We start from the raw sequence: 22,694 nt of genomic DNA, 5'->3' as shown, positions 1-22,694 counted from the left end.
TTCAGCTCACAGCGTGCCGGGGAGCGCGATAATGCTGGACCTGAAATTTATCCGTGAACACGCCGGCACCGTCAAGCACGCCGTGCAGGTCAAGGGCCTGAGCCTGGACATTGACGAGCTGCTGCGCCTGGACCGCGAACTGGTGGAACTCAAGCAGCGCGTGGAGGCCATGCAGGCCGAGCGCAACGCCAACGCCAAGCTGGTGCCCAAGGCCAGCCCCGAAGAGCGCCCAGGCCTGATTCAGAAGGGCAAGGACCTGGCCGAGGAGATCAGGGCCCTGGAACCCGCCCTGCGCGCCCACGAGGACAGCCTGAAGCAGTTGCTGCTGCGCGTACCCAACATTCCGCACCCCAGCGTGCCGGTGGGTAAGGACGACAGCGAGAACGTGGAACTGCGCCGCGAAGGCACGCCGCCCGCCTTTGCCTTTGCGCCGCTGGACCATGTAGAACTGCTGGACAGGCAAGGCTGGAGTGACCCCGAGCGCGTGGCCCGGGTGTCGGGCAGCCGCAGTTATCTGCTCAAGGGCGAGGCGGTCATGCTGGAAATGGCCGTGCTGACCTTCGCGCTGGATTTCCTGGCGGGGCGCGGCTTCACGCCCCTGTCCACCACCGCGCTGGCCCGCCCCGACGCCTTTGTGGGCAGCGGGCATTTCCCCGGCGGCGAGGATCAGGTTTACAAGATTGAAGGCGACGAGCTGATGCTGGCGGGCACCGCCGAAGTGCCGGTGAACAGCCTGTACGCGGGCGAGCAACTGGCGGCCGAGGCGCTGCCGGTCACTTACGCGGCGATCAGCGCGGCCTTCCGCAGCGAGGCGGGGTCGGCGGGGCGCGACGTGCGCGGGCTGATTCGCGTGCATGAGTTCCGCAAGGTGGAGCAGTACGTGCTCTGCCGCGCCGACGAGGCCGAGGGCCTGCGCTGGTTCCAGACCATCCTGGGCAACGCCGAGGCCCTGCTGCAGGCCCTGGAACTGCCCTACCGCGTGGTGCAGAACTGCACGGGCGACATGGGGGCCGGCAAAGTGCTCATGTACGACCTGGAGACCTGGGTGCCCAGCGAGGGGCTGTACCGCGAAACGCATTCGTGCTCGTACCTGGGCGACTGGCAGGCGCGGCGCACCGGGCTGCGCTACCGCGACGAACACGGCAAGCTGCTGTACGCCCACACCCTGAACAACACCGGCATTGCGGTGCCGCGCATTCTGGTGCCCCTGCTGGAAAACCATCAGCAGGCCGACGGCACGGTCCGCGTGCCCGAAGCCCTGCGCCCGTATCTGGGGGGCAAGGCGGTGCTGGGGCGGGCCGTGAGGTAGAAGAGGCGGATGGCAGAAGGCAAAGGGCAGATGGCTTGCGGGCTGTCTGCTTTTTTCGTATGGCTGGCCGGGAACGCTGGCCTGGTGTGCCCAGAGCTCAGAGCCTCTTTATCCCTGGTCTGGCCGGCTCGCCGTCCCATCCCCGCTTAGGGCGTCTTGTTCCCCTTCCTGACCCAACAGGTACAGCTCCAGAATCTGCACTGCTGCGGCCTCATCCTCATCGGCGGCGCCCAGGTCGCGGGCGCGGCGGGTGGTAAAGCGTTCGTCCTGGTAGGCCACGCGGTAGCCGCGTTCCTGCAGCACACGGCCAAAGGCGCGCACGCGGTCGGCGGCGGGGCTGGGGGCGCCGTCGGTGCGCAGGGGCAAGCCCAGCAGCAGCAGCGTGGCGCCCGCATCCTCGACTTTCAGGCGCACGGCCTTCAGGTCCAGGGGCAGGCGCTTGCGGTCCACGCTGCCGCGCCCGAAGGCCAGTCGCCCGGCGCTCACCGCAAAGCCAATGCGCGACTTGCTGACATCCAGGGCCAGAACCACGGGCGGCGCGGGATCACTCACGGCCCGGAGTGTAGCAGGGCACTGTTCGGGCGCTACCCTGGGGCCCATGACCAGTGAGCCCGTCATCCGCACCCAGCTCAAGGCGCACGTCCTGACCCTGACCCTGAACCGCCCCGACAAGCTGAACGCTGCCAATGACGAGTTGCTGCTGACCCTGACCCGGGAGCTGCAGCAGGCCGACGAGGACGAGGCCGTGCGCGTGGTGGTGATTACCGGGGCCGGGCGCGGCTTCTGCGCCGGACAGGACTTAGGCGACGTGGCCGGGCGCGACATGACCTTCACCGAGCACCTGCACCACACCTACAACCCTCTGATCCGCACCATCAGGGGGCTGGGCAAGCCGGTGCTGACTGCTGTGAACGGCGTGGCGGCGGGCGCGGGGGCCAGCCTCGCCCTGGCCGGCGACATCCGCCTGTGGGCGCAGGGGGCCAGCTTCATTGAGGTGTTTTCCAACATTGCCCTGATTCCCGATTCCGGCAGCACCTGGACCCTGCCGCGCATCGTGGGTTACCACCGCGCCTTTGAGCTGATGGCCCTGGCCGAGCGGGTGCGCGCCGACGACGCCCTGAAGCTGGGCCTGTGCGAGCATGTGTTCCCCGACGAGACCTTCGCGGACGACGTGCAGGCCTACGCCGAGCGCCTGGCTGCCCGCCCCGCCCACGCCCTGAAGCTGACCAAACAGGCCCTGGTGGCCGCCCAGACGAGCACCCTGGACGAGGCCCTGGACCAGGAAGCGATTCTGCAGCAGGTGGCGGGCGATCACTGGGAGCACAAGGAAGGCGTGGAGGCATTCCGGGCCAAGCGGCCGGCGCAGTTTATTCGGGAAGAGGGGTAGGGCCAGGACGTCGAGGGGTCAAGACGTCGGGGCGTCGAGGGGGTGGGGGCTGGTGCACCACTTGGGCTGAAGTGGAAAGGGCGGCGCTCAATCCCATCAGAACGACACAGGCGGCCTGAACCACAGAAGGGCCCTGCACCGGGTGTTTCCCGACCCCTCGACGGCTCGACCTCTCGACTCACCTCTGTGCCACAAAAAAACCCAGGCGCCCGCTTGGACGCCTGGGCCCCTGCCCCCTTACTTGTCCAACGGGTCTGGGTTGCGGCTGGCCATCTTGCCTTCTTCGATGGTGTTGTCGTGGCGGAACTGCTTTTCGCGTTCGCCTTCCAGGGCCACGCCCGCGCGGTGGTCGCCGGGTTCCAGGCGCTTGTCGCTGTGCTGCATGGTGGGGTCGGGGGTGGTGGGCACGCCGGCCGGGCGCTCGTCGGGGGTGTGGTCGGCGGGGGTCACGTAGGGGTCGCGGTCGGTCATGGTGGCCTCCTGGTGGTGGGGTCGGGGCATGGCGTCGGGGACGGTGGGCTCGGTGGCGGCGCCCGGCGGGGTGGCGGGCCTGGGGCTCAGGCCCCCCGGGGCGGCGTCGGCGGCGGGCTCAGGCTCGGTGTTCAGCTCGGCCATCAGGCGCTCGCGGGCGCGAATCTCGTCTTCCAGGCGCCGCACCTCTTCCTGAATGCCAGAGAGCACGTCAGCCGGGGCCCCGGCGTGGTACGAGCGGCCCAGGCGGGCGTACAGGGCGTCGAGTTCGCGGCCCAGCTGAAAGATTTCCATGCGCAGCCGCGCGGCGTGCGCCACCTCTTCGCCCCGGCGCTGCACCCGCTCGGCGCCCCGTTTGACGGTATTGAGAATGTTGTCCAGCATAGGGGCAGTGTGCGCCCGCAGCAGGTGAGGTTGGGCCGGGTGGGCTGCAGAAAACCTTAACGGGGGCAGACCTTGGGCCATGAGCCATGAGCCATGAGCCATGAGCCATGAGCCATGAGCCATGAGCCATGAGCCATGAGCCATTTTCCCGTCTGGGTTAGGGGCTAGCGACCGCCTCGGGAGGTTGGGGGACGGCGTCGGCGCTGCCGGCCAGCAGGGGCCACAGGGCCAGGGGAATGGCGGCGTCCCAGCCCTGGGGGTGGCAGGCGGCGGGGTAGGGGACGGGGGGCGTGTGGGCTTCTCGGGGGAAGCCGGCAAACAGTTCGCTGAGGCGGTGGTCGGGGGCGGCGCGGGCGGCGTCAAAGAGGGCGCGGGCCACCTGCTGGGCCTGGGCATGCAGGCCGCAGCGGGCCATGCCCAGGGCCGCCAGGGCAGTGTCGTGCGGCCACACGCTGCCGTTGTGGTACGACACCGGGTTGTAGCGCCGCTCCCCGGTGCCCAGGGTGCGAATGCCCCAGCCGCTCCACAGTTCCGGGCCCAGGGCGCTGGCGGCCACCTGCGCCGCGTAGGGCGGGGCAATGATGCCGGTGCACAGGGTATGGGCCGCGTTGCTCACCAGCACCCGCAGCGGCTGTTTATCGCCGTTCAGGCCGTGCACGTAGGTGCCGCGCTCCGGCCACCAGAAGGCCCGCTGAAAGGCCGCCTGCAGCGCCAGGGCCCGCGCGTCCCAGGCCTCGGCGGCTCCGGGTTCGCCCAGCTGGCGGTACATGCTGGCCGCCGCGCGGTAGGCCGCGTAGGCGTAGCCCTGGACCTCGATCACTGCCACATGGCCGCTGACATCCACCCCGTCCTCGGTAAAGGTGGAGTCGCCGCTGTCTTTCCAGACCGCGTTGGTGATGCCGTTGGGGTCCGGGGTGTATTCCAGAAAGCCGTCGCCGTCGGGGTCGCCGTCGTGCAGGCACCAGGACAGGGCGGCTTCCCAGTGGGGCCGTAGGTCGTGGGCCAGCGCAGGGTCGGCCTGGGCCAGTTCGCCCACCAGCCACACGAACAGCGGCGTGGCGTCGGCGGTGGCGTAGTAGGGGCGGTGCGGGGTGTGGCCCAGGCGTGTCAGCTCGCCCACCCGCAGTTCGTGCAGAATCTTGCCGGGCTGCTCCAGGGTCACGGGGTCGTGGCGCACGCCCTGGTGGGCGGCGAGGTAGCGCGCCACCGTGCGGGCCAGCTCGGGCAGGTGGCGGTGCACCATCAGCGCCATCAGCATGGAGTCGCGGCCAAAGGGCGCCACGAACCAGGGCAGCCCCGCCGCCGGAAAGGCGCCGTGGTCGGTCTGAAAACTCAGGCTGCGCAGGTCGGCCACGCTGCGCTCCAGCACCTGCTGGTCGGCGGGGTCGGGCAGCCGCACCTGGGCGCGCAGCCTCTCGGTGAGGGCGCGGTATTCGGCCAGCAGCGCCGCCGGGTCGCCGGGGGTAGGCGTCTCATCGTCCTGCAGGGGAAAGACGCTCACCTGCAATTGGGTGTGGGCGTCTGGCAGTGTCCAGACCAGGGCCTCGCCGTCCCAGGTGGCGGGCAGGCTGGCCTGCACCACGGTGCGGCTGCGCAGGCCGTCGCCCGCCGCATATGCGAAGGTCACGCCCTGGGCGGTGGCCTGGGCCTTAACCGCCCGCGTGCCCAGGCCGCCGGGCCAGCCGCGCACCTCGAACATATCCAGGTAATCGGCGCCCAGGTACAGCTTCAGTTCGTGGGGGCCCTGGCCCCGGTAGCGGGTGACCTGCAGGGTGTCGCGCAGTTCGGTGGCGCTCAGGGTGAGGTCGCGGCGCAGGCCCACCTTCATGGTGTAGCCCACGTTGGCGTTGGCGGCCTGCTCGTGCAGCCAGAAGGGGGCGCGTTCCTGCTGCAGCAAGGGCTGGGGCGGCTGGCCGTCCAGGCGCCACTCGTAGCGCGACAGCACCCGCGTGTCGCGGCGGTACAGCCCGCTTTCGCCCTGGGCCACCACGTACTGGGCGTCGCCCACCAGATAAAGGTCGTTGTCTTTAAGAACCGTGCGGGTGTTGAGCATGACCGTCCTTGGAAGAAGAAAAGGGAGGGGGCAGCGGCGCGCGCCTAGCCCTTCACCGCGCTGTCGGCCCCGGTGTCCACGAAGTAGCGCTGGAACACCACAAACAGGATGATCACCGGAATGGCGCTGAGCACCGCCCCGGCCAGAATCAGGCCGTAGTCGCCCTGGCCGCCGTACAGTTCGCGGAAGTTGGACAGGCCCACCGTGAGGGTGAAACTGGTGTTCTCGCGCAGAATCACCAGCGGCCAGAAAAAGTCGTTCCAGGCGCCCTGAAACTGGGTGATCGCCAGGGCGATCAGGGCCGGGCCCGCCTGCGGCAGCATCACGCGGAAGAAGGTGGTCAGGGTGCCCGCGCCGTCAATGGCCGCCGATTCCTCCAGTTCACGCGGCATCCCTTCAAAAAACTGTTTCATCAGGAACACGCCGCCCGCTGCCACCAGCCCCGAGAGCCACAGGCCCCAGATGTTCAGCAGGTTCAGGTCCTTGAGCAGCACGTAGTTGCTCACCAGATTGACCTGGGTGGGCACCATCTGCACGAACAGCACCGCCCCCAGGAAAATCAGGTTCTTGCCGGGAAACTGCATGCGGGCCAGCGCGTAGCCCGCCAGCGAGCAGAACACCACGGCCGCCGCCACCCGCAGGAAAGCGTACAGGAACGAGTTCATGACCCAGCTGAAAAACAGGCTGCGGCCACTCTTGCCGTCACGGGTTTCGTTAAAGGCCCGGCGGTAGTTGTTGAAGGTGTAGCCCAGCACCCCGGGCGTGATGTTGCGGTAGGCGAACGAGCGCCCGAAGTTCTGGCGGTCGCTGGGCGGCAGGGTGCTGCCCACGATGCTCTGGCCGCGCACCACGTCCACCTGCAGCGGCGTGCGCTCGAAGAGGGGCCCGCGCAGGGCGTAGCCGCCGGGGCCACGCACCAGTTCCACGGCCTGCCCCTCGTTCAGTTCGTACTGCTTGGCCTGGGCTTCGGGGGTGTCCAGCACCACAGGCACCACCTCGCCCCCGGGCAGCCGGGCACGCAGATTGGCGTCTGGGGCCACCAGCACGGCGCGGACGGGGTCGCCAGTCTGGCGGGTGAGCACCGGGCTTTTCACCGTCACGCGGTAGGTGCGCACGTCGCCGCGCTGGGCCAGCGGCTCGGTGGTGATCGCCGCGTAGTCCTTGGCCTGGGCCTGCCGCGCCACCGCCACCAGACTGACAGGCTGGTAGGGAAAGAGGGCCACGGTGGGCGGGGTCTGCGGCGCGCCGGCAGGCGACTGCACGCTCACCTCAAAGCTCACGCTGCGTCCGGGGCTCAGGCCGCCCTGCCAGCCGTCGCCCCCGCCCTGCACGCCCAGCTGCCACGCCCGCGTGATGAACTGCGGGGTCAGCTGCGGAATCTTCAGGGTGGGCGGGTACTCGTTGGGGTTGTCTTTGAGGGAACTCAGCAGCCCGGTCACAAACGGACCCAGAAAGAAAAAGCTCATGACCAGCATGAAGGCGTACAGCCAGCCCGCGCGGGCCCAGCGGCGCCGCGCCAGCCAGCGGTCGCGGGCCTGGGGGGTCTGGTGGGCCGGGGTGCCCGGCAGCGCAGCGGTCATGTGGCCTCCGAGGGAAAAAAGCGGCGCTGCACAAAGACCATCGCCAGAATGATCAGGGCCAGGATGATCGCCGCCGCCGAGGCCATGTTCACCGGCGCGGCCCCGGCCTTGAAGGTGTTGGTGTACACGTAGTACGCCAGCGTGACCAGCGTATCGGGCGGCGCGGCGCTGCCGATCACCGCCACCTGATCGAACATCTGCATGGTGCCGATCAATCCCACGGTTACCACGTAAAAGGTCACCGGGCGCAGCATGGGCACCGTCACGCGCGTCAGTTTCTGCCAGGGGGTGGCGCCGTCAATATCGGCGGCCTCGTACAGCGCGCCGGGAATGTTCTGCAGCCCCGCCAGGAAAAACAGCATCAGCGTGGGAATGGTGGTAAAGGTGTTCTGAATGATCACCACCAGCAGCGGCACGCTCAGCACGCGCACCCCGCCCACCTCGATCCACTTGTCGGCAAAGTACTGGTAGTCAAAGGGGGCCACCTCACGCGCGCCCACCACGCCGGTCCAGGCCAGCAGCCCCGTGACCGCCAGGGCCCCCAGGGCACTCACCGCCGCCAGCGCGGGGTCCAGCCAGCCAGCGGGCAGGCGCCGGGCGCGCTCCCACAGCACCTGGCCCACCTGAAGGGCCAGCAGCGTGCCCAGAAAGGTGAGGATCAGGGGCTGGTACGCCTGCCACTGGGTGATCAGGTAGTTGGCGATGCCCCGGCGCTGAAACAACCACAGGAAAATCAGCGTGATGACCACCGAGGACGTGATGCTGGGCATGTACCACGCCGAACGGAAAAAGCCCATGCCCCGGATCTTGTTGTTCAGCGCCACGGCCATCAGCAGCGCGCCAATGGTCTGCAGGGTGGTGGTCACCAGGGCAAACACCAGGCTGTTGCCCAGGGCCCGGCGGAACGACGGATCGCCCAGCACGTCGGCGTAGGGGGCCACGCCGATAAGTTTCGGCGTGTTGAACAGGTTGAAGTCGGTAAACGAGTAGTACAGCGCCCGCCCAAAGGCATAGAAGAAAAAGATGGCCGTGGTGATCAGAAACGGCGCGAGAAACAGGTAGGCGGTCGGGGTCTGCGAGCGGTGCTGGCGCATAGGGGCCCTCCAGCCGGGCAGGGGAGAGGCGTCAGGGCCCCGGGCGCCCCTGACGTGGCGTGGTGAGGAGGGGTGGGGTGAGGGGACGTGCCTGTCCCTTCACCCACCCTCCCGGGGCCCCCTCTCCGCTAGGCAGCGCTCTGAGGCCCAGAAGCGGAGAGGGGCAAGGGCCTATCCGTCCCTCAGCGGTTCTGGAAGGTGCTCATGTCGGCCTGCGCTTTTTTCAGCGCGTCGGCGGCACTCTTCTGGCCGCTCAGCACGGCGGCCAGGGCCTCGTTGATCGGCTTGCTCCAGTCGGTGCCCTGGGGCCCGAAGGTAAAGGCGCGCACGTTGCCGTCGTCGGCGCCGTCGAAGACCAGGCGGCTGTTCACGGCGCCGGGGTCGGTCTTTTTAAAGTAGGCGTTGCTGGTCAGCGCCGTGCGGCTGGGAATGGCGAGGCCCTGTTCCAGCACGTACTGCTGCACCTGCGGGCTGGTGAGGATGTTCAGCACCTTCAGCGCGGCCTGCCGGTTCTTGGTGCCGCTGTTGATGGCCCAGCCCACGGTGTACAGGAAGTTGCCGCGCGTGCCGGTCTTGGTGTACTTGGGCATCAGGGCGGTGCCGAACTTCAGGTTCGGGGCGTTGTCGCGCAGGAAGTTCACGATCCAGCTGCCTTCTATGGCGACCGCCACCTTGCCGGTTTTCAGGCAGCCGCCGGTCCAGCCCTCGCTGACCTCGCTGGGCTGCACGCCCACCTTGTTTTTCGCCAGCCCCGTGTAGAAGTTAAAGGCTTCCACGAACCGGGGATCGGCCAGATTGGTTCTGCCCTTGCTGTCGAACTGCTGCCAGCCGGTGGCAAAGGCAAAGGCCCCAAAGCGGTCCCAGTTGGGCTGCAGGCAGATGCCCGCGTAGTCCGGGCCCAGTTTCTGCTTCAGGGTGGTCAGCTTGGTCTGCAGGGTGGCCCAGGTGTCGTTGTTGTTGGGGTAGGGCACGCCCGCTTCGTCGAACAGGTCGCGGTTGTACACCAGGGTCAGGGTGTTGAAGTCCTTGGCGACGCCGTACAGGCGCCCGTTCCGGGTAAAGGCGCTGTTCAGGCTCTTGATAAAGGGGCTGGTGTTCACCAGACCGTTCAGCGGCAGCACCTTGCCGGTGGCCACGAAGCCGTCAATGGTCTCGGCGGGCAGGTAAAACACGTCCCCGGCGTTGCCGGCCGCCAGCAGGGTGGTCAGCGCCTTGTTGTAGTCGCCCTGCAGCGGCTCGTAGACCACGGTGATGCGGTCCTTGGCCAGCGCGGGCTTCACAAAGCGGTTGATCAGGTCGCCCACCACGGCCGGGTCGGTGCCGCCGTAGCCGTTGATCTTGATGGTGGTCTGCGCCTGCGCAGTCTGGGCGGCAGCGGCGGCAAGCACGGCGAGGCTCAGGAGCACGGTCTTTTTCATGGCGTCCCTCCGGGGGGTGGCGCGACAGTGGCGCCGGGCATCAGGTGCACAGGAATGAATTCGCCCCGCGCGGGCAGGCCGCGAATGGCCTCCTGCACCAGGGTCAGGGCGGTGGCGGCAATGCGGGGAATGTCCTGGGCGACAGTGGTCAGTTTCAGCGGAATGGGCAGTTCGGGCAGGCCGTCAAAGCCCACCACGCTGACCTCGTGCGGCACGCGCACGCCCAGGTCGTCCAGCGCGGCCACGGCGCCAGCGGCACTCTCGTCGCTCTGGGCAAAGAGGCCGGTAAAGCGCAGCCCCCCTTCCCAGGCGCGGCGTACGGCGCGGTAGCCGCCCAGCACGGTGAAATCGCTGGCAATGGTCTGCAGGGTGGCCCCGGCGGCGCGCGCCGCGTCCCGCGCGCCGTATTCGCGGTCCTGGGCCACCTGGCTGGGCCCGGCCCCCAGGTAGGCCAGCTGGCGGTGGCCCGCGCCTGTCAGCTGCCGCGTGGCCAGCCGCGCGCCGCCCACATCGTCCGGCGCCACCCAGAAGGCCCCCGGCTGGTGCCCGATCAGCACGGCCGGCACCCCCTGGGCCGCCAGATAGCTCAGGCGGGAGTCGCCGTCCACGGCGTGCATCACCAGCACCGCGCTGGGCAGCCGGGCCATGCCCTGCAGGTCGGCGCGCAGGTCCACCAGTTGCACGCCCTGCGGGGCCGTCTGGCTTTCCAGCGCCCGGCGAAACAGCACATGGTAGGGGTGCAGCAGCGGATCGTCGCGGTCCAGCGACAGCCCCAGCGTCTGCCCGGTGCGCCAGCTCAGGTGCCGGGCGGCCGGGTCCGGCGCGTAGCTCAGCTGCGCCATCACGTCCTGCACCCGTTGCCGGGTGCGCGCCGCCACGGTGCTGTGGCCGTTCAGCACGCGGCTGACCGTGCCCTTGCTCACGCCAGCGGCGCGGGCGATGTCGTCGATGGTGGCGCGGGTCGTGGGGGTCATGGCTCCGATTCTGGCGGGCCCAGGCCGCTGGCGGGGGAGAGGTGAGGGGAGTGGGCAGACTGTAACCGGTTACAACACGGGCGCGAAGAGAAGTTGATGCCGCACTGAAGGCAAAGCAGGACAACGCACAGGCCCAGCGGCCCAGAAACTGTAAGCGGTTACAAAACCATCGTACTCCGGAAGTGCCGCCTGTCAAGTCGCGCTTGGGGCCCAAGGGTGCCCAGGGCCGTGGCGCAGGCTGGGCAAAGGCACGCCGCCTCCACCTCTTGCCCCCGCTCCCTTGTTGTTCCCTGCGGAGTACGGCCTCTCCGCTGGCCGGCTTGCTTCACTGGAGCATGACCCCCAACCCCGCCAGCCCCGAGCCCCTCAGCGCCGATCTGCCCACCCAGGACCTGCCCACCACCGACCTGAGCGACCTCTACCCGGACGCACAGGTGCTTCTGCCGCTGCTGGCCGACTATGGGGGCCGCCCCCGCTTTACCGGCGCGGCGGTGACCTTGCGGGTGCACGAGCACAACCCACTGGTACGCGCCGTCCTGGCCACCCCCGGCGAGGGTCGCGTGCTGGTGGTGGACGGTGGCGGCAGCCTGAACTGCGCGCTGCTGGGCGGGCTGCTGGGCGATCTGGCGGTGCAAAACGGCTGGGCCGGTGTCATTGTCCACGGCTGCGTGCGCGACACCGCTGAACTGCGCTGCCTGCCGCTGGGCGTGCGGGCCCTGGCTGCTCACCCGCGCCGCAGCGGCAAGGCCATGCAGGGTGAGCAGAACGTGCCGGTCACGTTTGCGGGCGTCACCATTCGCCCCGGTGACCGCCTGCACGCCGATGAAGACGGCATCGTGGTGCTGCCGGCTTAAGGGGCGCGGCCCTGTTCCTGGGTGCCTGAACCTGAGGCTGGGCCCCCTGGGACTGGGCTAGGCTGGGGGCTATGGCTTCGTTGCCGCCGGCGCCCCCCAAAATCCGCCCCCTGTGGGTGGCGCTGGGCTTTGTTCTGACGGGCCTGGGTGTGCTGGGCCTGCTGCTCCCAGGGCTGCCGGGCACCGTGTGGTTCGTGCTGGCCGCCGCCTGTTTCTCGCGCGGCGATCCGCGCTGGGAGGCGTGGCTGCTCTCGCGCCCGGTGGTGGGGCCGCTGGTGCAGGATTACCGCGCGGGGCGGGGCATGCCGCTGCGGGCCAAATGGGTGGCCTGCCTGTGCATCGTGCTGGCGGTGGCCTTCAGCGTGGGGCGCATTCCGGTGCTGGCCGGGCAGGTGGTCTGGGTGCTGCTGGGGTTCTCAGGCGTGCTGTACATCACGCTGCGGGTCCCCACACGGCGCTGAGGGTGGCAGCCCAGGCCACGCTGACGCCAGGAGCGGGGTCCTGCCCACGCCGCTGTTCCCTGCCGGCCTCCACTTCCCCCGCCCCACACCCCGCGCTGCGCCACGGTGTGCCGGCCCGGCCCGCGCGTAGACTGCCCCAATGCTCGACGGAGTCCTGGCCCGGCTGGACGAGGCCACCAACCCCCTGCCCCGCTTCACGGCCCCGCGCTGCCTGCTGGAACGTCAGGCGGTGGGGGGCTGCGACGCCTGCCACCGCACCTGCCCGCACGGCGCCATCGAGCTGGGCCCGCTGGGCCAGAGCGTGCAGATTGACCCCGCCAAGTGCACCGGCTGCGGCCTGTGCGTGCAGGTCTGCCCCAGCGGCGCTCTGGAATACAACCTGGAACCGGCCCTGCAAGCGGTCAAAGACCAGCAGGCTCCCAGCAGCCGCCCTGGCCCCGACGCCAGCCTCACCTGTGCCCCGAGTGGCGCGGGCGGCCCGGCGCTGCCCTGCCTGGGGCGCGTGACCCCGGCGCTGCTGTCGGCCGCCGGGGCCTGGGGCGCGCCGCTGACCCTGCTGCACGGCGACTGCGCCGCGTGCCCGGTGGGCGCCCCCGATGTGCCGGCCCGTCTGGAGCGGGTGCTGGACGAAGCCCAGCGCCTGCGCGCGCCCACCGGCCAGCCCGCCCGGGTGACCATCCGCCGCGCGGCGCCCGAGGACGGGGCGCGGGCCCTGACCGTGTCGCGCCGGGGGGCCTTTGGGGCCCTGTTCCGTGCGGGCAAGCAGCAGGTGGCCCACAGCCTGCCCGAGCAGCCCCTGCCGTTCGTGGACTGGAGCGTGCCTGAAGAGCGCACCCCCCAGGAATGGGTGTGGCGCGCGCGCAGCCTGAAGCCCGCCCCCCCGGAGGACGCCGCCATTTCCTGGCCCGCCCCGCTGGTGGACGACACCTGCATTGACTGCCCGGTGTGCGCCAACGTGTGCCCCACCGGCGCCATTGACCGCGACCTGCAACCCGACGGCGGCGTGCACCTGCTGCTGAACCTGAGTGCCTGCACCGGCTGCATGGCCTGCCTGCAGTCCTGCCCCCCCCAGGCCATCCACGCCCAGACCCACTGGCGCCCGGCCGCCTTCCGCGCGCCGCTGCTGCTGCGGGAGAGCGATTCGGTGATGTAGGGGTGTGGGAAGTGGGGTGTGGGAAGTAGGAAGTGGGAAAAGAGGGAGGCGGGACGCGGTGCGCGGTGGGCGGGAAGGTCGGGGCTTGACAGGCCCGCCGGGCTGCGTTAGGCAGTTTCTCTGCCATCTGCCATCTGCCATCTGCCATCTGCCATCTGCCATCTGCCATCTGCCACCCCCGCCCCCCTGCTCTATCCTGTCCCCCATGCGCCGCGCTGCCCTGCTGCTGTTCTGTCTGTTGAGCGCAGGCGCCCAGGCGCCCGAGGGGGGCGACACGGTGCGGCTGACGCGCGAGCCGGGCCTGGGTGCGCCGGCGCGCGGGGTGCTCTCGAAGCTGCCGCCGGGGGTGCGCGCGGGGGTGCTGGTGGTGGACCTGCGCACGCGGGCGGTGCTGGAAGCTCAGGCCCCCGACGACGCCTTTATTCCCGCCAGCACGGTCAAGCTGATCACGGCCAGCAGCGTGCTGGACGAACGCGGCGGGGCGTCGGGGGTCTGGACGGCCGAATTGACGGTGCCCGCCGCCCAGGTGGGCCGCGCGCAGGTGTCGCACCTGACCCTGCGCGGCAGCGGCGACCCCACGCTGGCGGTCACGGGGGCCTACAGCCTGCGGGCCCTGGCGCAGCAGGCCTACGCCCACGGCGTGCGGCAGGTGGGGGAGGTGCGGCTGGACCAAACGCCGCTGGGTGGCCCCTGGGCACAGACCCCGCTGGGTCTGCCCATGACCGCCCTGCGGCTGGCCGAGTGGCACGTCCGTCCCCCCGCCACCGCCGCCGAGGCCCACGCGCGCCTGGGGGCCGCGCTGGTGCAGGCGTTGCGCCGCGCTGGCGTCTCTGTCGCCTCGGCGCAGATTGGGCGCGCCGCCCCCTTCCGGCCCTACGTGCCCCCCGCCCGCACAGACGACCGGGGCCGCCCGCTGCCCCCGGACCCTTTCATTCCGCTGGCCCAGCGCCCCGAGCAGGGGGTGGCCAGTGTGCGCAGCGCCTCGCCCGCGCGGGTGCTGGCCGCCACGCTGCGCCCCAGCGACAACCTGCGGGCCGAAGAACTGCTCGCCACCCTGGCGCACCGCCCCGGCGGCAACGGCACCCTGGCCGGGGCCCTGGCCCGCGAGCGGGCGTGGCTGCGCCGCGTGGGCGTGGACCTGCGGGGCGTGCGCCTCACCGACGGCAGCGGCCTGAGCCGCGACAACCGCCTGACCGCGCGGGCCCTGGTCACGGTGCTGCGCGTCCAGTACGACCTGCCCCACCCCCTGCCCGGCAAGACGGGCCTGCCCGGCGCTCTGTACCGTACGCGGGGCAACGCCTTCATTGAGGCCCTGCCCCAGGCCGGCACCGGCGAAAACGTCCCCGAGCACGACGGGCGCGGCGGCACCCTGGCCCGGCGGCTGCTGGGCGCGGGGCTGGACGTACGCGCCAAGACCGGTACCCTGCCCGGGGTCAGTGCGCTGGCCGGCTACGTGACCGGCCGCAGCGGGCACCCCCTGGCCTTTGCGATCCTGATGAACGGCCCCGAGGAGGTCCCCATCCTGACCCTGCGCGCCTTGCAGGACGAACTGGTGCAGGCCCTGGCGGCGCGCTACTGACTCCCAGATCGCTAGGCCCTGATACCCCCACCGGGCCGCCCCCCGGCCGGGCGTGGAGTTCTTCACATGCTGGCCGGGGCATCGCCTAGACTCGGGGGCGTGATGAACGACGCAGGGATGAAGGTCATGCTGGCCACCGGCAACGCCGGGAAAGTGCGGGAAATACAAGAAGCGCTGTCTGGCCTGAACTGGACCCTCTCAAGCGTGAGTGGCCTGCCCCTGCCCGAGGAAACCGGGCGCACCTACGAGGACAACGCCGCCCTGAAAGCCTGCTTTGTGGCCCACATGACCGCCATGCCCGCCCTGGCCGACGACAGCGGCCTGGAAGTCGAGGCCCTGGGCGGCGAACCCGGCGTGTATTCGGCGCGCTACGGCAACTGGAACAGCGATGTAGAGCGCAACGTGTACCTGCTCGACAAGCTGCGCGGCCAGGCCAACCGCCGCGCCAAATTTGTGTCGGTGGTGATTCTGGCCCACCCCGACGGCCACGTTGAAACCTACCGGGGCGAACTGCACGGCACCCTGCTGGAAGGCCCGCGCGGCGACGGCGGCTTTGGCTACGACCCCCTCTTCGTGCCCGACGGCCACACCCGCACCCTCGCCGAAATGACCGTGCCCGAAAAGCGGGCCATCAGCCACCGGGGCCAGGCCCTGGCCGCCCTGGCCCACGCCTACCGCGAAGGCCCCCCCGCCCGCCCCGTCCCCACCACAAGCAACGAATAAAGCCCAGAAGCAACCGCCCACCCCATCCCGCAAAGGATGAGGTGGGCGTTGTTCTGGGTATGGAACTCGTCGGGCCAGAGACGTGCTGTTCAGCGATCACGCCTGAACCCCCGTGCCCACCCTTGTTTTGAAAAGTAGAACCTCCTGGGCCGCACCAAGCCGTCTTGCCCCTCGACCGCCCAGGTCCAGACGAGGCCGTCGTGCCCGAAGGGCGCGGGCCATTGCGCGTTACCAGCGGATGGCGTCGAAGCCAGACACGTTACTGAATGGAGCAAGCCATCCAACTTCAGTAAAAACTCTTGCCCAGCGCAGCGCCGCTCCCCCCTGCCCCTCTGGGGTAGGGGGGCTGGGGGGGTGGGGCAACCTCACCTACCCCTGCCCATGCTCCCGAACATCCGTCTTCAACCGCATCAAAATCGCCCCCATCCCCCGAAGCCGCATCGGCGTGATCAACTCCGTCAGCCCCATGTCCATATAAAACTGGTCCGGAATATTCAGAATCTCCTCGGGCCGCGCCCCGTCCAGCGCCTCATGCAGAATGCCCGCGTAGCCGCGCACGGTCGGCGCTTCCTCGGGCACCTTGAAATACAGGTGCATGCCCCCAGCCTCGTCCTGCTCGGTCACCAGGAAAAACGGGCTGGTGCATTCGGGCACGGGCTTCAGGAACTCCGGGTGCTCCAGGTACTTCTCCGGCAGGCCGGGCAGCTTCTTGCTGTATTCCAGCAGGGCCTGCAGCCGCAGCGGTTTGGGCGCGCTGCGGAACAGATTCACGATGCTCTGCAGCTTTTCGGGGAGGGGCGCGCTCTCGGTCATGCCCGCCACTGTAGCGCCCGCCCCGGCGGGGGAATGGGGTGGGCTGTCCAGTTGACCACTTTTGTCAATAACTGTGGCCGAAGGGTACAATCCGGGGGCAAATTGAGCTGGGCCCGCGCCCGCCGCAGGAGGCACACCTATGGATTACGCGAAAGACGTTCTTGTCAGCACCGACTGGGTCGCCCAGAACCTGAACACCCCCGGCGTTCGCCTCATCGAGGTGGATGAAGACATCCTGCTGTACGACACCGGCCACATTCCCGGCGCCGTGAAGCTGGACTGGCAGACCGACCTGTGGCACCCCGTGGAGCGCGACTTCATTACCCCCGAGGAAGTCAGTGCCCTGCTGGGCCGCCTGGGCATTGGGCCCGACGACCAGATCATCCTGTACGGCGACAAGAGCAACTGGTGGGCCGCCTACGCCTACTGGTTCCTGTCCTACAGCGGCGTGAAGAACCTGAAGCTGATGAACGGCGGGCGCCAGAAGTGGATCGCCGAGGGCCGCGAGACCACCACCGACGCGCCCCAGGTCGAGGCGACCCAGTACCCGGCACTGACCCGCGACGACTCGCTGCGCGCCTTCCGCGACGAGGTCAAGGCGCACCTAGAGAGTGTCAAGAGTGGCGCGGGCGCCCTGGTGGACGTGCGCAGCCCCGACGAGTTCAGTGGCAAGGTGACCCACATGCCCGCCTACCCGCAAGAAGGCGTGCTGCGCGGCGGCCACATTCCCGGCGCCCGCTCCATTCCCTGGGCCAAGGCCACCAACGAGGACGGCACCTTCAAGAGCGCCGAGGAACTGAGGGCCCTGTACGAAGGCGAAGGCGTGACCCCCGACAAGGACGTGATTGCCTACTGCCGCATTGCCGAACGCAGCAGCCACAGCTGGTTCGTGCTGCGCGAACTGCTGGGCTACCCCAAGGTGCGCAACTACGACGGCAGCTGGACCGAATGGGGCAACGCCGTGGGCATGCCCATCGAGAAAACCTACAGCGAAGCGTAAGACCTCGGTTTTTCCGCGCGGCCAGTCCCTCCCAGGGCTGGCCGCTTTTGCGGCCCGCGTCCTGTACGCTGGCCCCTATGGTGCGGCGATCACTGGTGCGGATTCAGGCTGAGAAAGGCGAACTGAGGCTGGACGTGCTGCCCAGCGGCCAGGTGGGGCTGTCCTTTGCTGGCCGGCAGGAACGGTTCGGGACTATTGAGGCCGCTTTTGAAGGGGCGGCCCTGTGGCCCGGCCTGCCCGCTCACCTCTACGACGCGCTGGCCTGGGAACTGGACCTGCTGGCCGGGCACGGTGCCGGACGCTGGACTGGGGAAGACGGTTAGGCAGGAGGAGCGCTCTCATCGGCTGGGCGCGTTCCTCTGCTCCCCTCAGGCCAGCCGCGCCTCAATAATCTGCGCCGCGCGGGTGGGCCCCCCGGCCTGCTCAAATGCCCTGCGCAGATCGCGGCACCGGCCCCGCACCGCCGTATCGTGCACCAGGGCGTCCACCGCCGCCCGCAACTGCCGGGCGCTGCGCTGGAAAGGCTGCAGGGTGCGGCCAATGCCCAGCTGCGCCACCCGCTGGGCAATGGTGAACTGGTCGGCAGCCTGCGGCACCGCCACCACCGGCACCTCCTGCGAGATGGCTTCAGACACGCTGTTCATGCCCGCGTGGCTCACAAAGACGCTGGCGCGTGACAGCACCTCCAGCTGCGGCACGTAGGCCCGCGCCTGAATATGGTCGGGCAGCGGCCCCAGCACGGCAGGATCGGTGCGGTCGCCCACCGACAGGATGACCTGATAGGCGCCGTCGGCAAAGGCCGCCACACACTGGCGGAAAAAGTCTGGCTTGCGGTTAAACACCGTGCCCAGCGACACGTACACCAGCGGCCGGTCGTCCAGCGGCCCCAATGTCGGCGGCTGCTCGGCGCGGGGCGCCACCGACGGCCCGATAAAGTGAAAGTGCGCCGGGAACCGCTCGCCACGCGGCTGAAAGGCCTGCGCGGTGCAGACCAGAACGTCGTCACCGTCCATGGACAGCAGATCAAACTGGGTCTGCATGGGCGGGGCCGCGTACTGCCGGGCCAGCTGCGCGGTCAGGCGGCGCAGTTCCAGCACCTCCCGGCCGCCGGGCAGCGGCGCGGGACCCACGTCCAGGGCCATCAGCATGGGGCGGGGCGGCAGGACCCCTGGCCCCAGGGCAAACCCACTGCTGATGTTCACCAGGGGCAGCTTCAGCGTGCGGGCCACCATGCGGCCCCACAGGCACATGAAGTCTGCCAGCACGCCTGCAGGCGCCAGGGCCTCGACTTCGGCCAGCAGCTGGGGCAGCAGCGCGGCGGCGCAGTGGGCCTGCGCCAGGGCGTAGGCGCTCAGGCGGGGCTGCTGTGAGCGCTCTACCGACCGGAAATCCCAGGCAATGGGCCGGAAGGTGGCGCCCGTGGCCTCAATTTTCGCGCGCACTTCCTCGCCGCAGTAGTACACGACATGGTGTCCACGCTGAACGAGTTCGCTGACGATGGGCAGGGTGGGGTGAACATGCCCCAGCGCCGAGAGAGTAAAGACAACAATGGTACTCATTCCCACACTCTACGGGCCGCGTCCGGCCGCTGGCCGCTTGACGGTCTAGAGCCTCGGTGGTGGTGCCCCTTCGGGCCCAGGGCAGGCGGGTGCATAGGTTGACAGGGCCTGAATACCGCTCTATCTTGAAGAAATCAAGGCGGCCTGCGGGTCGCCTTTTTTGCTGGGCCGCTTTCGAGAAACGGCGCCGATGCTGGGTTTCGCTGGCCCCTCTTGCGCTGATGCACCTGCGACCTCTGACCAGCCACCAGCGCGGGCGGCCCCAAGGTTCAGAAAAGTGTCATAGGCGGCACTCTAGGCTAAAGGCATGATGGGAGTTCTTGTCGCCCTGGCCGTGCTGGCTGCGCTCGCTCTGGTCTGGGCTCTGGCCCGGCGCCGCCGTCCCCCCGCCGCGCCCCCGGCCACCCCGGCGGACCGGCCCTCGGGCGTGCGCGTGGTGCCCACCCCGGCCGCCCCCTCCCCGGTGGTCAGCCCCCTGCCGCCCCAGACGGCCGCCCCTGTGCCGCCAGCCCCGGTCCAGGCCGCGCCGGCCCCCATTGTCCCGCCTGCCGCCCCTGTGGCGCCGGCCGTGGCAGCGACCGCCGTGACAGTGCCCGCTGTGGCGGCCCCCGCGTTCCTGACCCCTCCGGGCACCGCTGCCCTGGACGACCCCGACGCCATTCGCCCCGAAGTCAGCGCCGAAGCCGTGGCGACCGCCCGCGCCGCCGTGCAGGCCGACGTGCCCGACGAGGTGCTGTCCGACGCCCTGCTGGACGTGACCCCCGATGAACTGAAGCGCCTGATGGCCGCCGTTCCCGAGGACGTGATGGCCCGCGCCATCGGGCAGGTGGACGATGTGCGTAACCAACCTGTGAAGGCCGAGGACCTGCAACAGCTTCAGGGCCTGGGCAGCGCCTTGGACGATCTGGATATCTGGAGCTTCGGGGACGACAGCGCGGCGCCGGGCGGGCACAAGGCCTAACGCCCCCCTTCAAAACGCCCGACCCGTTCCAGCGGCCCGCCCAGTCCCTCCAGGCGGGCCGGCAGCGTCTCGGTGGGAATAGCCTTGCCCGTTGCCACGTCCACGGTGTGAAAGGTGGCGCGGCCCTGCGCCGGCCAGACGCTCAGCAGCGTGACGGTGCTGCGCGCGGTGCCCGGAAAACCCACGTAGGCCCGGCCCCCAATCCCTCCGGCCGACAGCACGTTCAGCCCGCCCAGTCGCCCCGGGTAAAAGGCCGCGTGGTGGCCGTGCAGGTAGGCCAGCACGTTGCCGTCCTCCATCACCTGCCGCAGCGCCCCGGCCTCGCGGATCACCTCGCCAGGGCGGTTCTTGTCGGCGCTGACCCCGGCCAGGGGGAGGTGGCCCAGCACCAGCCGCACCCCCGCCGCGCGGGCCGGCCCCGAGGCCAGTTGGGCCGCCAGCCAGCGGCGCTGCGCGGCGTCCACCGTGGGCCCGCTGGCGTCCAGGGACGCCACGAACACCTGCCCCCCGCCCAGCGTGAACGCGAAGCGAAAGGGAAAGCCCGCGCGGTCCACGTAGGCCAGGGCCGGGGCGTGCGCCTGCCAGTAGCGCGCGGCCTCGCGGCGGTCGCCGGGCAGGGCAGCGTCGTGGTTGCCCAGCGTGAAGGCGAAAGGCAGGCCCGCCTGGGCCAGCGGGGCGCGCACCTCGCGGTCAAAGGCGGCCCACATGGCGCGCACCTCCCCGGCACTCAGGCGGGGGCTCTGGCCGGCCACCAGATCGCCGGGCGAGAGCACCGCGTCGGGTCGCCACGCCTGCACCTGCGCCAGGGCGCGGCCCAGCAGCGCCGGGTACGTGGTGGCGCCGTAGGGGCCGTTGAAATCGCCCAGAATCGCCAGCCGCAGCGGGGGCGCTGGCGGCGGCGCGGCCGACAGCAGGGCGGGCAGCAGCAGGGCCAGCGGGGGGCGCGGAAGCGGCATGGCCGCACTGTCTCATGGGGTCTTGAGCAAATCATCAGCCGGGGCTGACCGGAGCGGGTCAGGCTGGGGCATGACCCCCGACGACCCCACCACCCCCAGAGACGCGCTGCCCGTGAACCCCACCCTGGCACCCCACACCGCCCCCGCCGCCGACCACCGCCCCGCCGAGCAGGGGCCGGCGCCGGACCACCTGCCCCCGGCCCCCGCCGTGCCCCAGCCCAGTGGCGACGGCCTGAGCAGCGCGGAAGTGACCGCCCTGGTGGGCGGCGCCGACCCCTCCATGACGGAAGCGAACCTGGCCCTGGAGAGCGCCGAGGGCCTGGACCCGACGACAGAGAGCTGAGCGCAAGCGCAGCCAGTCGTTCCAGCATGGGTGGCCTTCTGGGCCGGCGAGGACAGCGCTGGACCGGCTTTGAGGGTTGAGGTCCGCTCGGACCGCATCACTTCTCACGCTGCTCTCTGTGCTGAGGGGGCCGGCGCTGCGCGGCAGGCCGGGTGCGCCTCCGGCTTTGCCCCTAAGCTGGGCCCATGAAGTCCATGGCCGAGCTGCGCGCCGCGTGCGCCGCCCTGACGGGCTCGCAGGAAACCTTTCCCTTTGACGCCACCACCCTGGTCTTCAAGGTGGGGGGCAAGATGTACGCCCTGACCGACATCCAGGCCGAGCCCCTGACCCTGTCACTGAAGGTGCGCCCAGAGCAGGGGGACGAGCTGCGCGCAGCGTGGCCCGCCATCGCCCCGGGCTATCACCTGAACAAACGCCACTGGATCACGGTGACCCTGGACGGTACCGTGCCCGACGAACTGGTGGCTGAACTGCTGCGCGGCAGCCACGCCCTGGTCACCGCTGGCCTGACCCGCGCCGCGCGGGCTGAACTGGGTCTATGAGCGAGGGGCCTGTGCGGATCACCCTGGGCGCTGGCGAACAGCGCTGGCCGGGCTGGGTGCCCACGCAGCAGGCCACGCTGGACCTGCTGAAGCCCGCCAGTTTCGAGCGGTTCTTTGGTGGGACCCTGGCCGACGCCTTTCTGTGCGAGCACGTCTGGGAGCACCTGTGGCCGGAAGAAGGGGCGCAGGCGGCGCGGCTGGTCTTTCAGTATCTGAAGCCCGGTGGCCGCCTGCGCGTGGCCGTGCCGGACGGGCACCATCCGGACCCCGCTTATCAGGCGCTGGTCGCGGTCGGTGGCCCGGGGCCCGCCCATGACCACCGCGTGCTGTACACGCTCGAAACCTTCGCGCCCCTTTTCACGGCGGCGGGCTTCAAGGTCCAGCCCCTGGAATGGTGGGATGCGGGCGGCACCTTTCACCAGCAGCCCTGGTCGCCGGACGACGGCCCGGTGTACCGCACGGCCCGGCTGGACCACCGCAACGAGGCGTGGCGGCGGGGTCAGGGCCCAGCCGGGTTTACCAGCGTGCTGCTGGACGCGGTGAAGCCGGGCTAGGCCCCCAGCCGCCATTCAGCCCCAACAAACTGGCTGGACCGGATTACGCTATTTACATATTCCATTTGGCCGGGTAAGCTGGATGGTGAACAGCACCACCATTCCCCTGCGAGGTTGCCCATGATTGTCGAAACCAAGATTGTTGGTCGCCGGACCCCCTTTGAACGCCGCCCCTTGGAGGTGCCTGCTGGGCCGCAGACGCTGCGCAGCCTCCTGACCCATCTGGTCGAGCAGGAGGTGGCGGCCTACCACGAGCGCCAGAACAGCGTGGGCGTGCTGCGCGTGCTGACCGAGCGCGAACTGTCTGAGGCCACCCTGACCGGGCGCGTGAGCACCTCGCCCCAGGCGCCGGGTGGCACCGTGACCACCGAGGACGCCGTGCGCACCGCCCTGACCGGCTTTGGCGACGGCCTGTATTACGTGTTCGTGGACGACGAGCAGGTCGAGGCCCTGGACGCGCCGCTGACCCTGCGCCCCGACAGCACCCTGCTGCTGGTGCGCCTGACCGCGCTGGCGGGGGGCTGAG

24 protein-coding genes are annotated in these 22,694 nt (G+C 70.0%); 14 read left to right on the top strand and 10 right to left on the bottom strand.

Features of this window, described 5'->3' with window-relative positions:
* The first annotated feature begins 31 nt into the window (after positions 1 to 31).
* Positions 32 to 1,309: a serine--tRNA ligase gene (gene serS / locus K7W41_RS12480; RefSeq protein ID WP_224608916.1), complete on the top strand. Its 1,278-nt coding sequence runs from the start codon at positions 32 to 34 to the stop codon at positions 1,307 to 1,309.
* Positions 1,310 to 1,417: 108 nt separating this feature from the next.
* On the opposite strand, the gene ruvX is transcribed toward serS, so the two are convergent.
* The gene (gene ruvX, locus K7W41_RS12475; protein WP_224608913.1) at positions 1,418 to 1,861 is read right to left on the bottom strand and encodes a Holliday junction resolvase RuvX; all 444 of its coding nucleotides are present in this window, start codon (positions 1,859 to 1,861) and stop codon (positions 1,418 to 1,420) included.
* Between the two features lie 46 nt (positions 1,862 to 1,907).
* Between ruvX and K7W41_RS12470 the strand changes: the two genes are divergently transcribed.
* Entirely contained in the window at positions 1,908 to 2,696 is a 789-nt protein-coding gene (locus K7W41_RS12470) for an enoyl-CoA hydratase-related protein (RefSeq protein ID WP_224608910.1), read from the top strand.
* Positions 2,697 to 2,933: 237 nt separating this feature from the next.
* On the opposite strand, the gene K7W41_RS12465 is transcribed toward K7W41_RS12470, so the two are convergent.
* From K7W41_RS12465 to K7W41_RS12440, 6 genes are all read right to left on the bottom strand, one after another.
* Positions 2,934 to 3,551, bottom strand: coding sequence for a hypothetical protein (locus K7W41_RS12465; protein ID WP_224608907.1), 618 nt, complete (start codon positions 3,549 to 3,551; stop codon positions 2,934 to 2,936).
* Positions 3,552 to 3,708: 157 nt separating this feature from the next.
* Entirely contained in the window at positions 3,709 to 5,604 is a 1,896-nt protein-coding gene (locus K7W41_RS12460) for an amylo-alpha-1,6-glucosidase (RefSeq protein WP_224608904.1), read from the bottom strand.
* Between the two features lie 44 nt (positions 5,605 to 5,648).
* A complete protein-coding gene (locus tag K7W41_RS12455; protein WP_224608900.1) occupies positions 5,649 to 7,184 on the bottom strand; it encodes a carbohydrate ABC transporter permease in 1,536 nt (511 codons plus the stop codon).
* Entirely contained in the window at positions 7,181 to 8,278 is a 1,098-nt protein-coding gene (locus tag K7W41_RS12450) for a carbohydrate ABC transporter permease (protein ID WP_224608898.1), read from the bottom strand. Before K7W41_RS12450 ends, K7W41_RS12455 begins: the two co-directional genes overlap by 4 nt.
* A gap of 182 nt (positions 8,279 to 8,460) precedes the next feature.
* Positions 8,461 to 9,696 (bottom strand): ABC transporter substrate-binding protein, encoded by a 1,236-nt coding sequence (locus K7W41_RS12445; RefSeq protein WP_224608895.1) that lies wholly within the window; start codon positions 9,694 to 9,696, stop codon positions 8,461 to 8,463.
* The gene (locus K7W41_RS12440) at positions 9,693 to 10,670 is read right to left on the bottom strand and encodes a LacI family DNA-binding transcriptional regulator (RefSeq protein ID WP_224608892.1); all 978 of its coding nucleotides are present in this window, start codon (positions 10,668 to 10,670) and stop codon (positions 9,693 to 9,695) included. The genes K7W41_RS12445 and K7W41_RS12440 overlap by 4 nt, the downstream gene beginning before the upstream one ends.
* Positions 10,671 to 11,005: 335 nt before the next feature.
* On the opposite strand from K7W41_RS12440, the gene rraA reads away from it, so the two are divergent.
* From rraA to rdgB, 5 genes are all read left to right on the top strand, one after another.
* Positions 11,006 to 11,524 (top strand): ribonuclease E activity regulator RraA, encoded by a 519-nt coding sequence (gene rraA / locus K7W41_RS12435; protein ID WP_224608889.1) that lies wholly within the window; start codon positions 11,006 to 11,008, stop codon positions 11,522 to 11,524.
* 71 nt (positions 11,525 to 11,595) lie between these two features.
* Positions 11,596 to 11,985, top strand: coding sequence for a YbaN family protein (locus K7W41_RS12430; RefSeq protein WP_224608886.1), 390 nt, complete (start codon positions 11,596 to 11,598; stop codon positions 11,983 to 11,985).
* A gap of 139 nt (positions 11,986 to 12,124) precedes the next feature.
* Positions 12,125 to 13,138 (top strand): 4Fe-4S dicluster domain-containing protein, encoded by a 1,014-nt coding sequence (locus K7W41_RS12425; protein WP_224608883.1) that lies wholly within the window; start codon positions 12,125 to 12,127, stop codon positions 13,136 to 13,138.
* 205 nt (positions 13,139 to 13,343) lie between these two features.
* A complete protein-coding gene (locus K7W41_RS12420) occupies positions 13,344 to 14,717 on the top strand; it encodes a D-alanyl-D-alanine carboxypeptidase/D-alanyl-D-alanine-endopeptidase (RefSeq protein WP_224608880.1) in 1,374 nt (457 codons plus the stop codon).
* Positions 14,718 to 14,819: 102 nt separating this feature from the next.
* Positions 14,820 to 15,440 (top strand): RdgB/HAM1 family non-canonical purine NTP pyrophosphatase, encoded by a 621-nt coding sequence (rdgB, locus tag K7W41_RS12415; protein ID WP_224608940.1) that lies wholly within the window; start codon positions 14,820 to 14,822, stop codon positions 15,438 to 15,440.
* Between the two features lie 369 nt (positions 15,441 to 15,809).
* Here rdgB and K7W41_RS12410 read toward each other — a convergent pair whose 3' ends face one another.
* Complete coding sequence (locus tag K7W41_RS12410; protein WP_221089491.1) at positions 15,810 to 16,253, bottom strand: SufE family protein; 444 nt, start codon at positions 16,251 to 16,253, stop codon at positions 15,810 to 15,812.
* 139 nt (positions 16,254 to 16,392) lie between these two features.
* Between K7W41_RS12410 and K7W41_RS12405 the strand changes: the two genes are divergently transcribed.
* Positions 16,393 to 17,253 (top strand): sulfurtransferase, encoded by an 861-nt coding sequence (locus K7W41_RS12405; RefSeq protein WP_224608878.1) that lies wholly within the window; start codon positions 16,393 to 16,395, stop codon positions 17,251 to 17,253.
* Between the two features lie 77 nt (positions 17,254 to 17,330).
* Entirely contained in the window at positions 17,331 to 17,576 is a 246-nt protein-coding gene (locus K7W41_RS12400; protein WP_224608875.1) for a hypothetical protein, read from the top strand.
* A 45-nt stretch (positions 17,577 to 17,621) separates the two neighbouring features.
* Here K7W41_RS12400 and K7W41_RS12395 read toward each other — a convergent pair whose 3' ends face one another.
* Positions 17,622 to 18,812: a macrolide family glycosyltransferase gene (locus K7W41_RS12395; protein WP_224608872.1), complete on the bottom strand. Its 1,191-nt coding sequence runs from the start codon at positions 18,810 to 18,812 to the stop codon at positions 17,622 to 17,624.
* Positions 18,813 to 19,119: 307 nt separating this feature from the next.
* Here K7W41_RS12395 and K7W41_RS12390 point away from each other — a divergent pair, with 307 nt between their 5' ends.
* Positions 19,120 to 19,773, top strand: coding sequence for a hypothetical protein (locus K7W41_RS12390; RefSeq protein WP_224608869.1), 654 nt, complete (start codon positions 19,120 to 19,122; stop codon positions 19,771 to 19,773).
* Here K7W41_RS12390 and K7W41_RS12385 read toward each other — a convergent pair.
* The gene (locus tag K7W41_RS12385; protein WP_224608866.1) at positions 19,770 to 20,729 is read right to left on the bottom strand and encodes a metallophosphoesterase family protein; all 960 of its coding nucleotides are present in this window, start codon (positions 20,727 to 20,729) and stop codon (positions 19,770 to 19,772) included. The genes K7W41_RS12390 and K7W41_RS12385 overlap by 4 nt on opposite strands.
* Positions 20,730 to 20,799: 70 nt before the next feature.
* Between K7W41_RS12385 and K7W41_RS12380 the strand changes: the two genes are divergently transcribed.
* The 4 genes from K7W41_RS12380 (at position 20,800) to K7W41_RS12365 (ending at position 22,693) form a co-directional block, all read left to right on the top strand.
* On the top strand, positions 20,800 to 21,072 hold the full coding sequence (locus tag K7W41_RS12380) for a hypothetical protein (RefSeq protein ID WP_224608863.1): 273 nt from the start codon (positions 20,800 to 20,802) through the stop codon (positions 21,070 to 21,072).
* Between the two features lie 185 nt (positions 21,073 to 21,257).
* A complete protein-coding gene (locus K7W41_RS12375; protein ID WP_224608860.1) occupies positions 21,258 to 21,614 on the top strand; it encodes an MmcQ/YjbR family DNA-binding protein in 357 nt (118 codons plus the stop codon).
* On the top strand, positions 21,611 to 22,168 hold the full coding sequence (locus tag K7W41_RS12370) for a class I SAM-dependent methyltransferase (protein ID WP_224608858.1): 558 nt from the start codon (positions 21,611 to 21,613) through the stop codon (positions 22,166 to 22,168). The genes K7W41_RS12375 and K7W41_RS12370 overlap by 4 nt, the downstream gene beginning before the upstream one ends.
* A 120-nt stretch (positions 22,169 to 22,288) precedes the next feature.
* Positions 22,289 to 22,693: a hypothetical protein gene (locus K7W41_RS12365; protein ID WP_224608855.1), complete on the top strand. Its 405-nt coding sequence runs from the start codon at positions 22,289 to 22,291 to the stop codon at positions 22,691 to 22,693.
* Position 22,694 lies beyond the last annotated feature (1 nt).

The organism is Deinococcus multiflagellatus, assembly GCF_020166415.1.
GTDB classification, from domain to species: domain Bacteria; phylum Deinococcota; class Deinococci; order Deinococcales; family Deinococcaceae; genus Deinococcus; species Deinococcus multiflagellatus.
The sequence above is the reverse complement of the archived record's forward strand: the minus strand, read 5'-3'. Positions and strand labels throughout refer to the sequence as shown.

Coding starts and splice junctions, on each gene's coding strand:
- serS (WP_224608916.1), top strand. CDS start 32: ATGCTGGACCTGAAATTTATCCGTGAACACGCCGGCACCGTCAAGCAC.
- K7W41_RS12470 (WP_224608910.1), top strand. CDS start 1,908: ATGACCAGTGAGCCCGTCATCCGCACCCAGCTCAAGGCGCACGTCCTG.
- K7W41_RS12465 (WP_224608907.1), bottom strand. CDS start 3,551: ATGCTGGACAACATTCTCAATACCGTCAAACGGGGCGCCGAGCGGGTG.
- K7W41_RS12460 (WP_224608904.1), bottom strand. CDS start 5,604: ATGCTCAACACCCGCACGGTTCTTAAAGACAACGACCTTTATCTGGTG.
- K7W41_RS12455 (WP_224608900.1), bottom strand. CDS start 7,184: ATGACCGCTGCGCTGCCGGGCACCCCGGCCCACCAGACCCCCCAGGCC.
- K7W41_RS12450 (WP_224608898.1), bottom strand. CDS start 8,278: ATGCGCCAGCACCGCTCGCAGACCCCGACCGCCTACCTGTTTCTCGCG.
- K7W41_RS12445 (WP_224608895.1), bottom strand. CDS start 9,696: ATGAAAAAGACCGTGCTCCTGAGCCTCGCCGTGCTTGCCGCCGCTGCC.
- K7W41_RS12440 (WP_224608892.1), bottom strand. CDS start 10,670: ATGACCCCCACGACCCGCGCCACCATCGACGACATCGCCCGCGCCGCT.
- rraA (WP_224608889.1), top strand. CDS start 11,006: ATGACCCCCAACCCCGCCAGCCCCGAGCCCCTCAGCGCCGATCTGCCC.
- K7W41_RS12430 (WP_224608886.1), top strand. CDS start 11,596: ATGGCTTCGTTGCCGCCGGCGCCCCCCAAAATCCGCCCCCTGTGGGTG.
- K7W41_RS12425 (WP_224608883.1), top strand. CDS start 12,125: ATGCTCGACGGAGTCCTGGCCCGGCTGGACGAGGCCACCAACCCCCTG.
- K7W41_RS12420 (WP_224608880.1), top strand. CDS start 13,344: ATGCGCCGCGCTGCCCTGCTGCTGTTCTGTCTGTTGAGCGCAGGCGCC.
- rdgB (WP_224608940.1), top strand. CDS start 14,820: ATGAACGACGCAGGGATGAAGGTCATGCTGGCCACCGGCAACGCCGGG.
- K7W41_RS12410 (WP_221089491.1), bottom strand. CDS start 16,253: ATGACCGAGAGCGCGCCCCTCCCCGAAAAGCTGCAGAGCATCGTGAAT.
- K7W41_RS12405 (WP_224608878.1), top strand. CDS start 16,393: ATGGATTACGCGAAAGACGTTCTTGTCAGCACCGACTGGGTCGCCCAG.
- K7W41_RS12400 (WP_224608875.1), top strand. CDS start 17,331: ATGGTGCGGCGATCACTGGTGCGGATTCAGGCTGAGAAAGGCGAACTG.
- K7W41_RS12395 (WP_224608872.1), bottom strand. CDS start 18,812: ATGAGTACCATTGTTGTCTTTACTCTCTCGGCGCTGGGGCATGTTCAC.
- K7W41_RS12390 (WP_224608869.1), top strand. CDS start 19,120: ATGATGGGAGTTCTTGTCGCCCTGGCCGTGCTGGCTGCGCTCGCTCTG.
- K7W41_RS12385 (WP_224608866.1), bottom strand. CDS start 20,729: ATGCCGCTTCCGCGCCCCCCGCTGGCCCTGCTGCTGCCCGCCCTGCTG.
- K7W41_RS12380 (WP_224608863.1), top strand. CDS start 20,800: ATGACCCCCGACGACCCCACCACCCCCAGAGACGCGCTGCCCGTGAAC.
- K7W41_RS12375 (WP_224608860.1), top strand. CDS start 21,258: ATGAAGTCCATGGCCGAGCTGCGCGCCGCGTGCGCCGCCCTGACGGGC.
- K7W41_RS12370 (WP_224608858.1), top strand. CDS start 21,611: ATGAGCGAGGGGCCTGTGCGGATCACCCTGGGCGCTGGCGAACAGCGC.
- K7W41_RS12365 (WP_224608855.1), top strand. CDS start 22,289: ATGATTGTCGAAACCAAGATTGTTGGTCGCCGGACCCCCTTTGAACGC.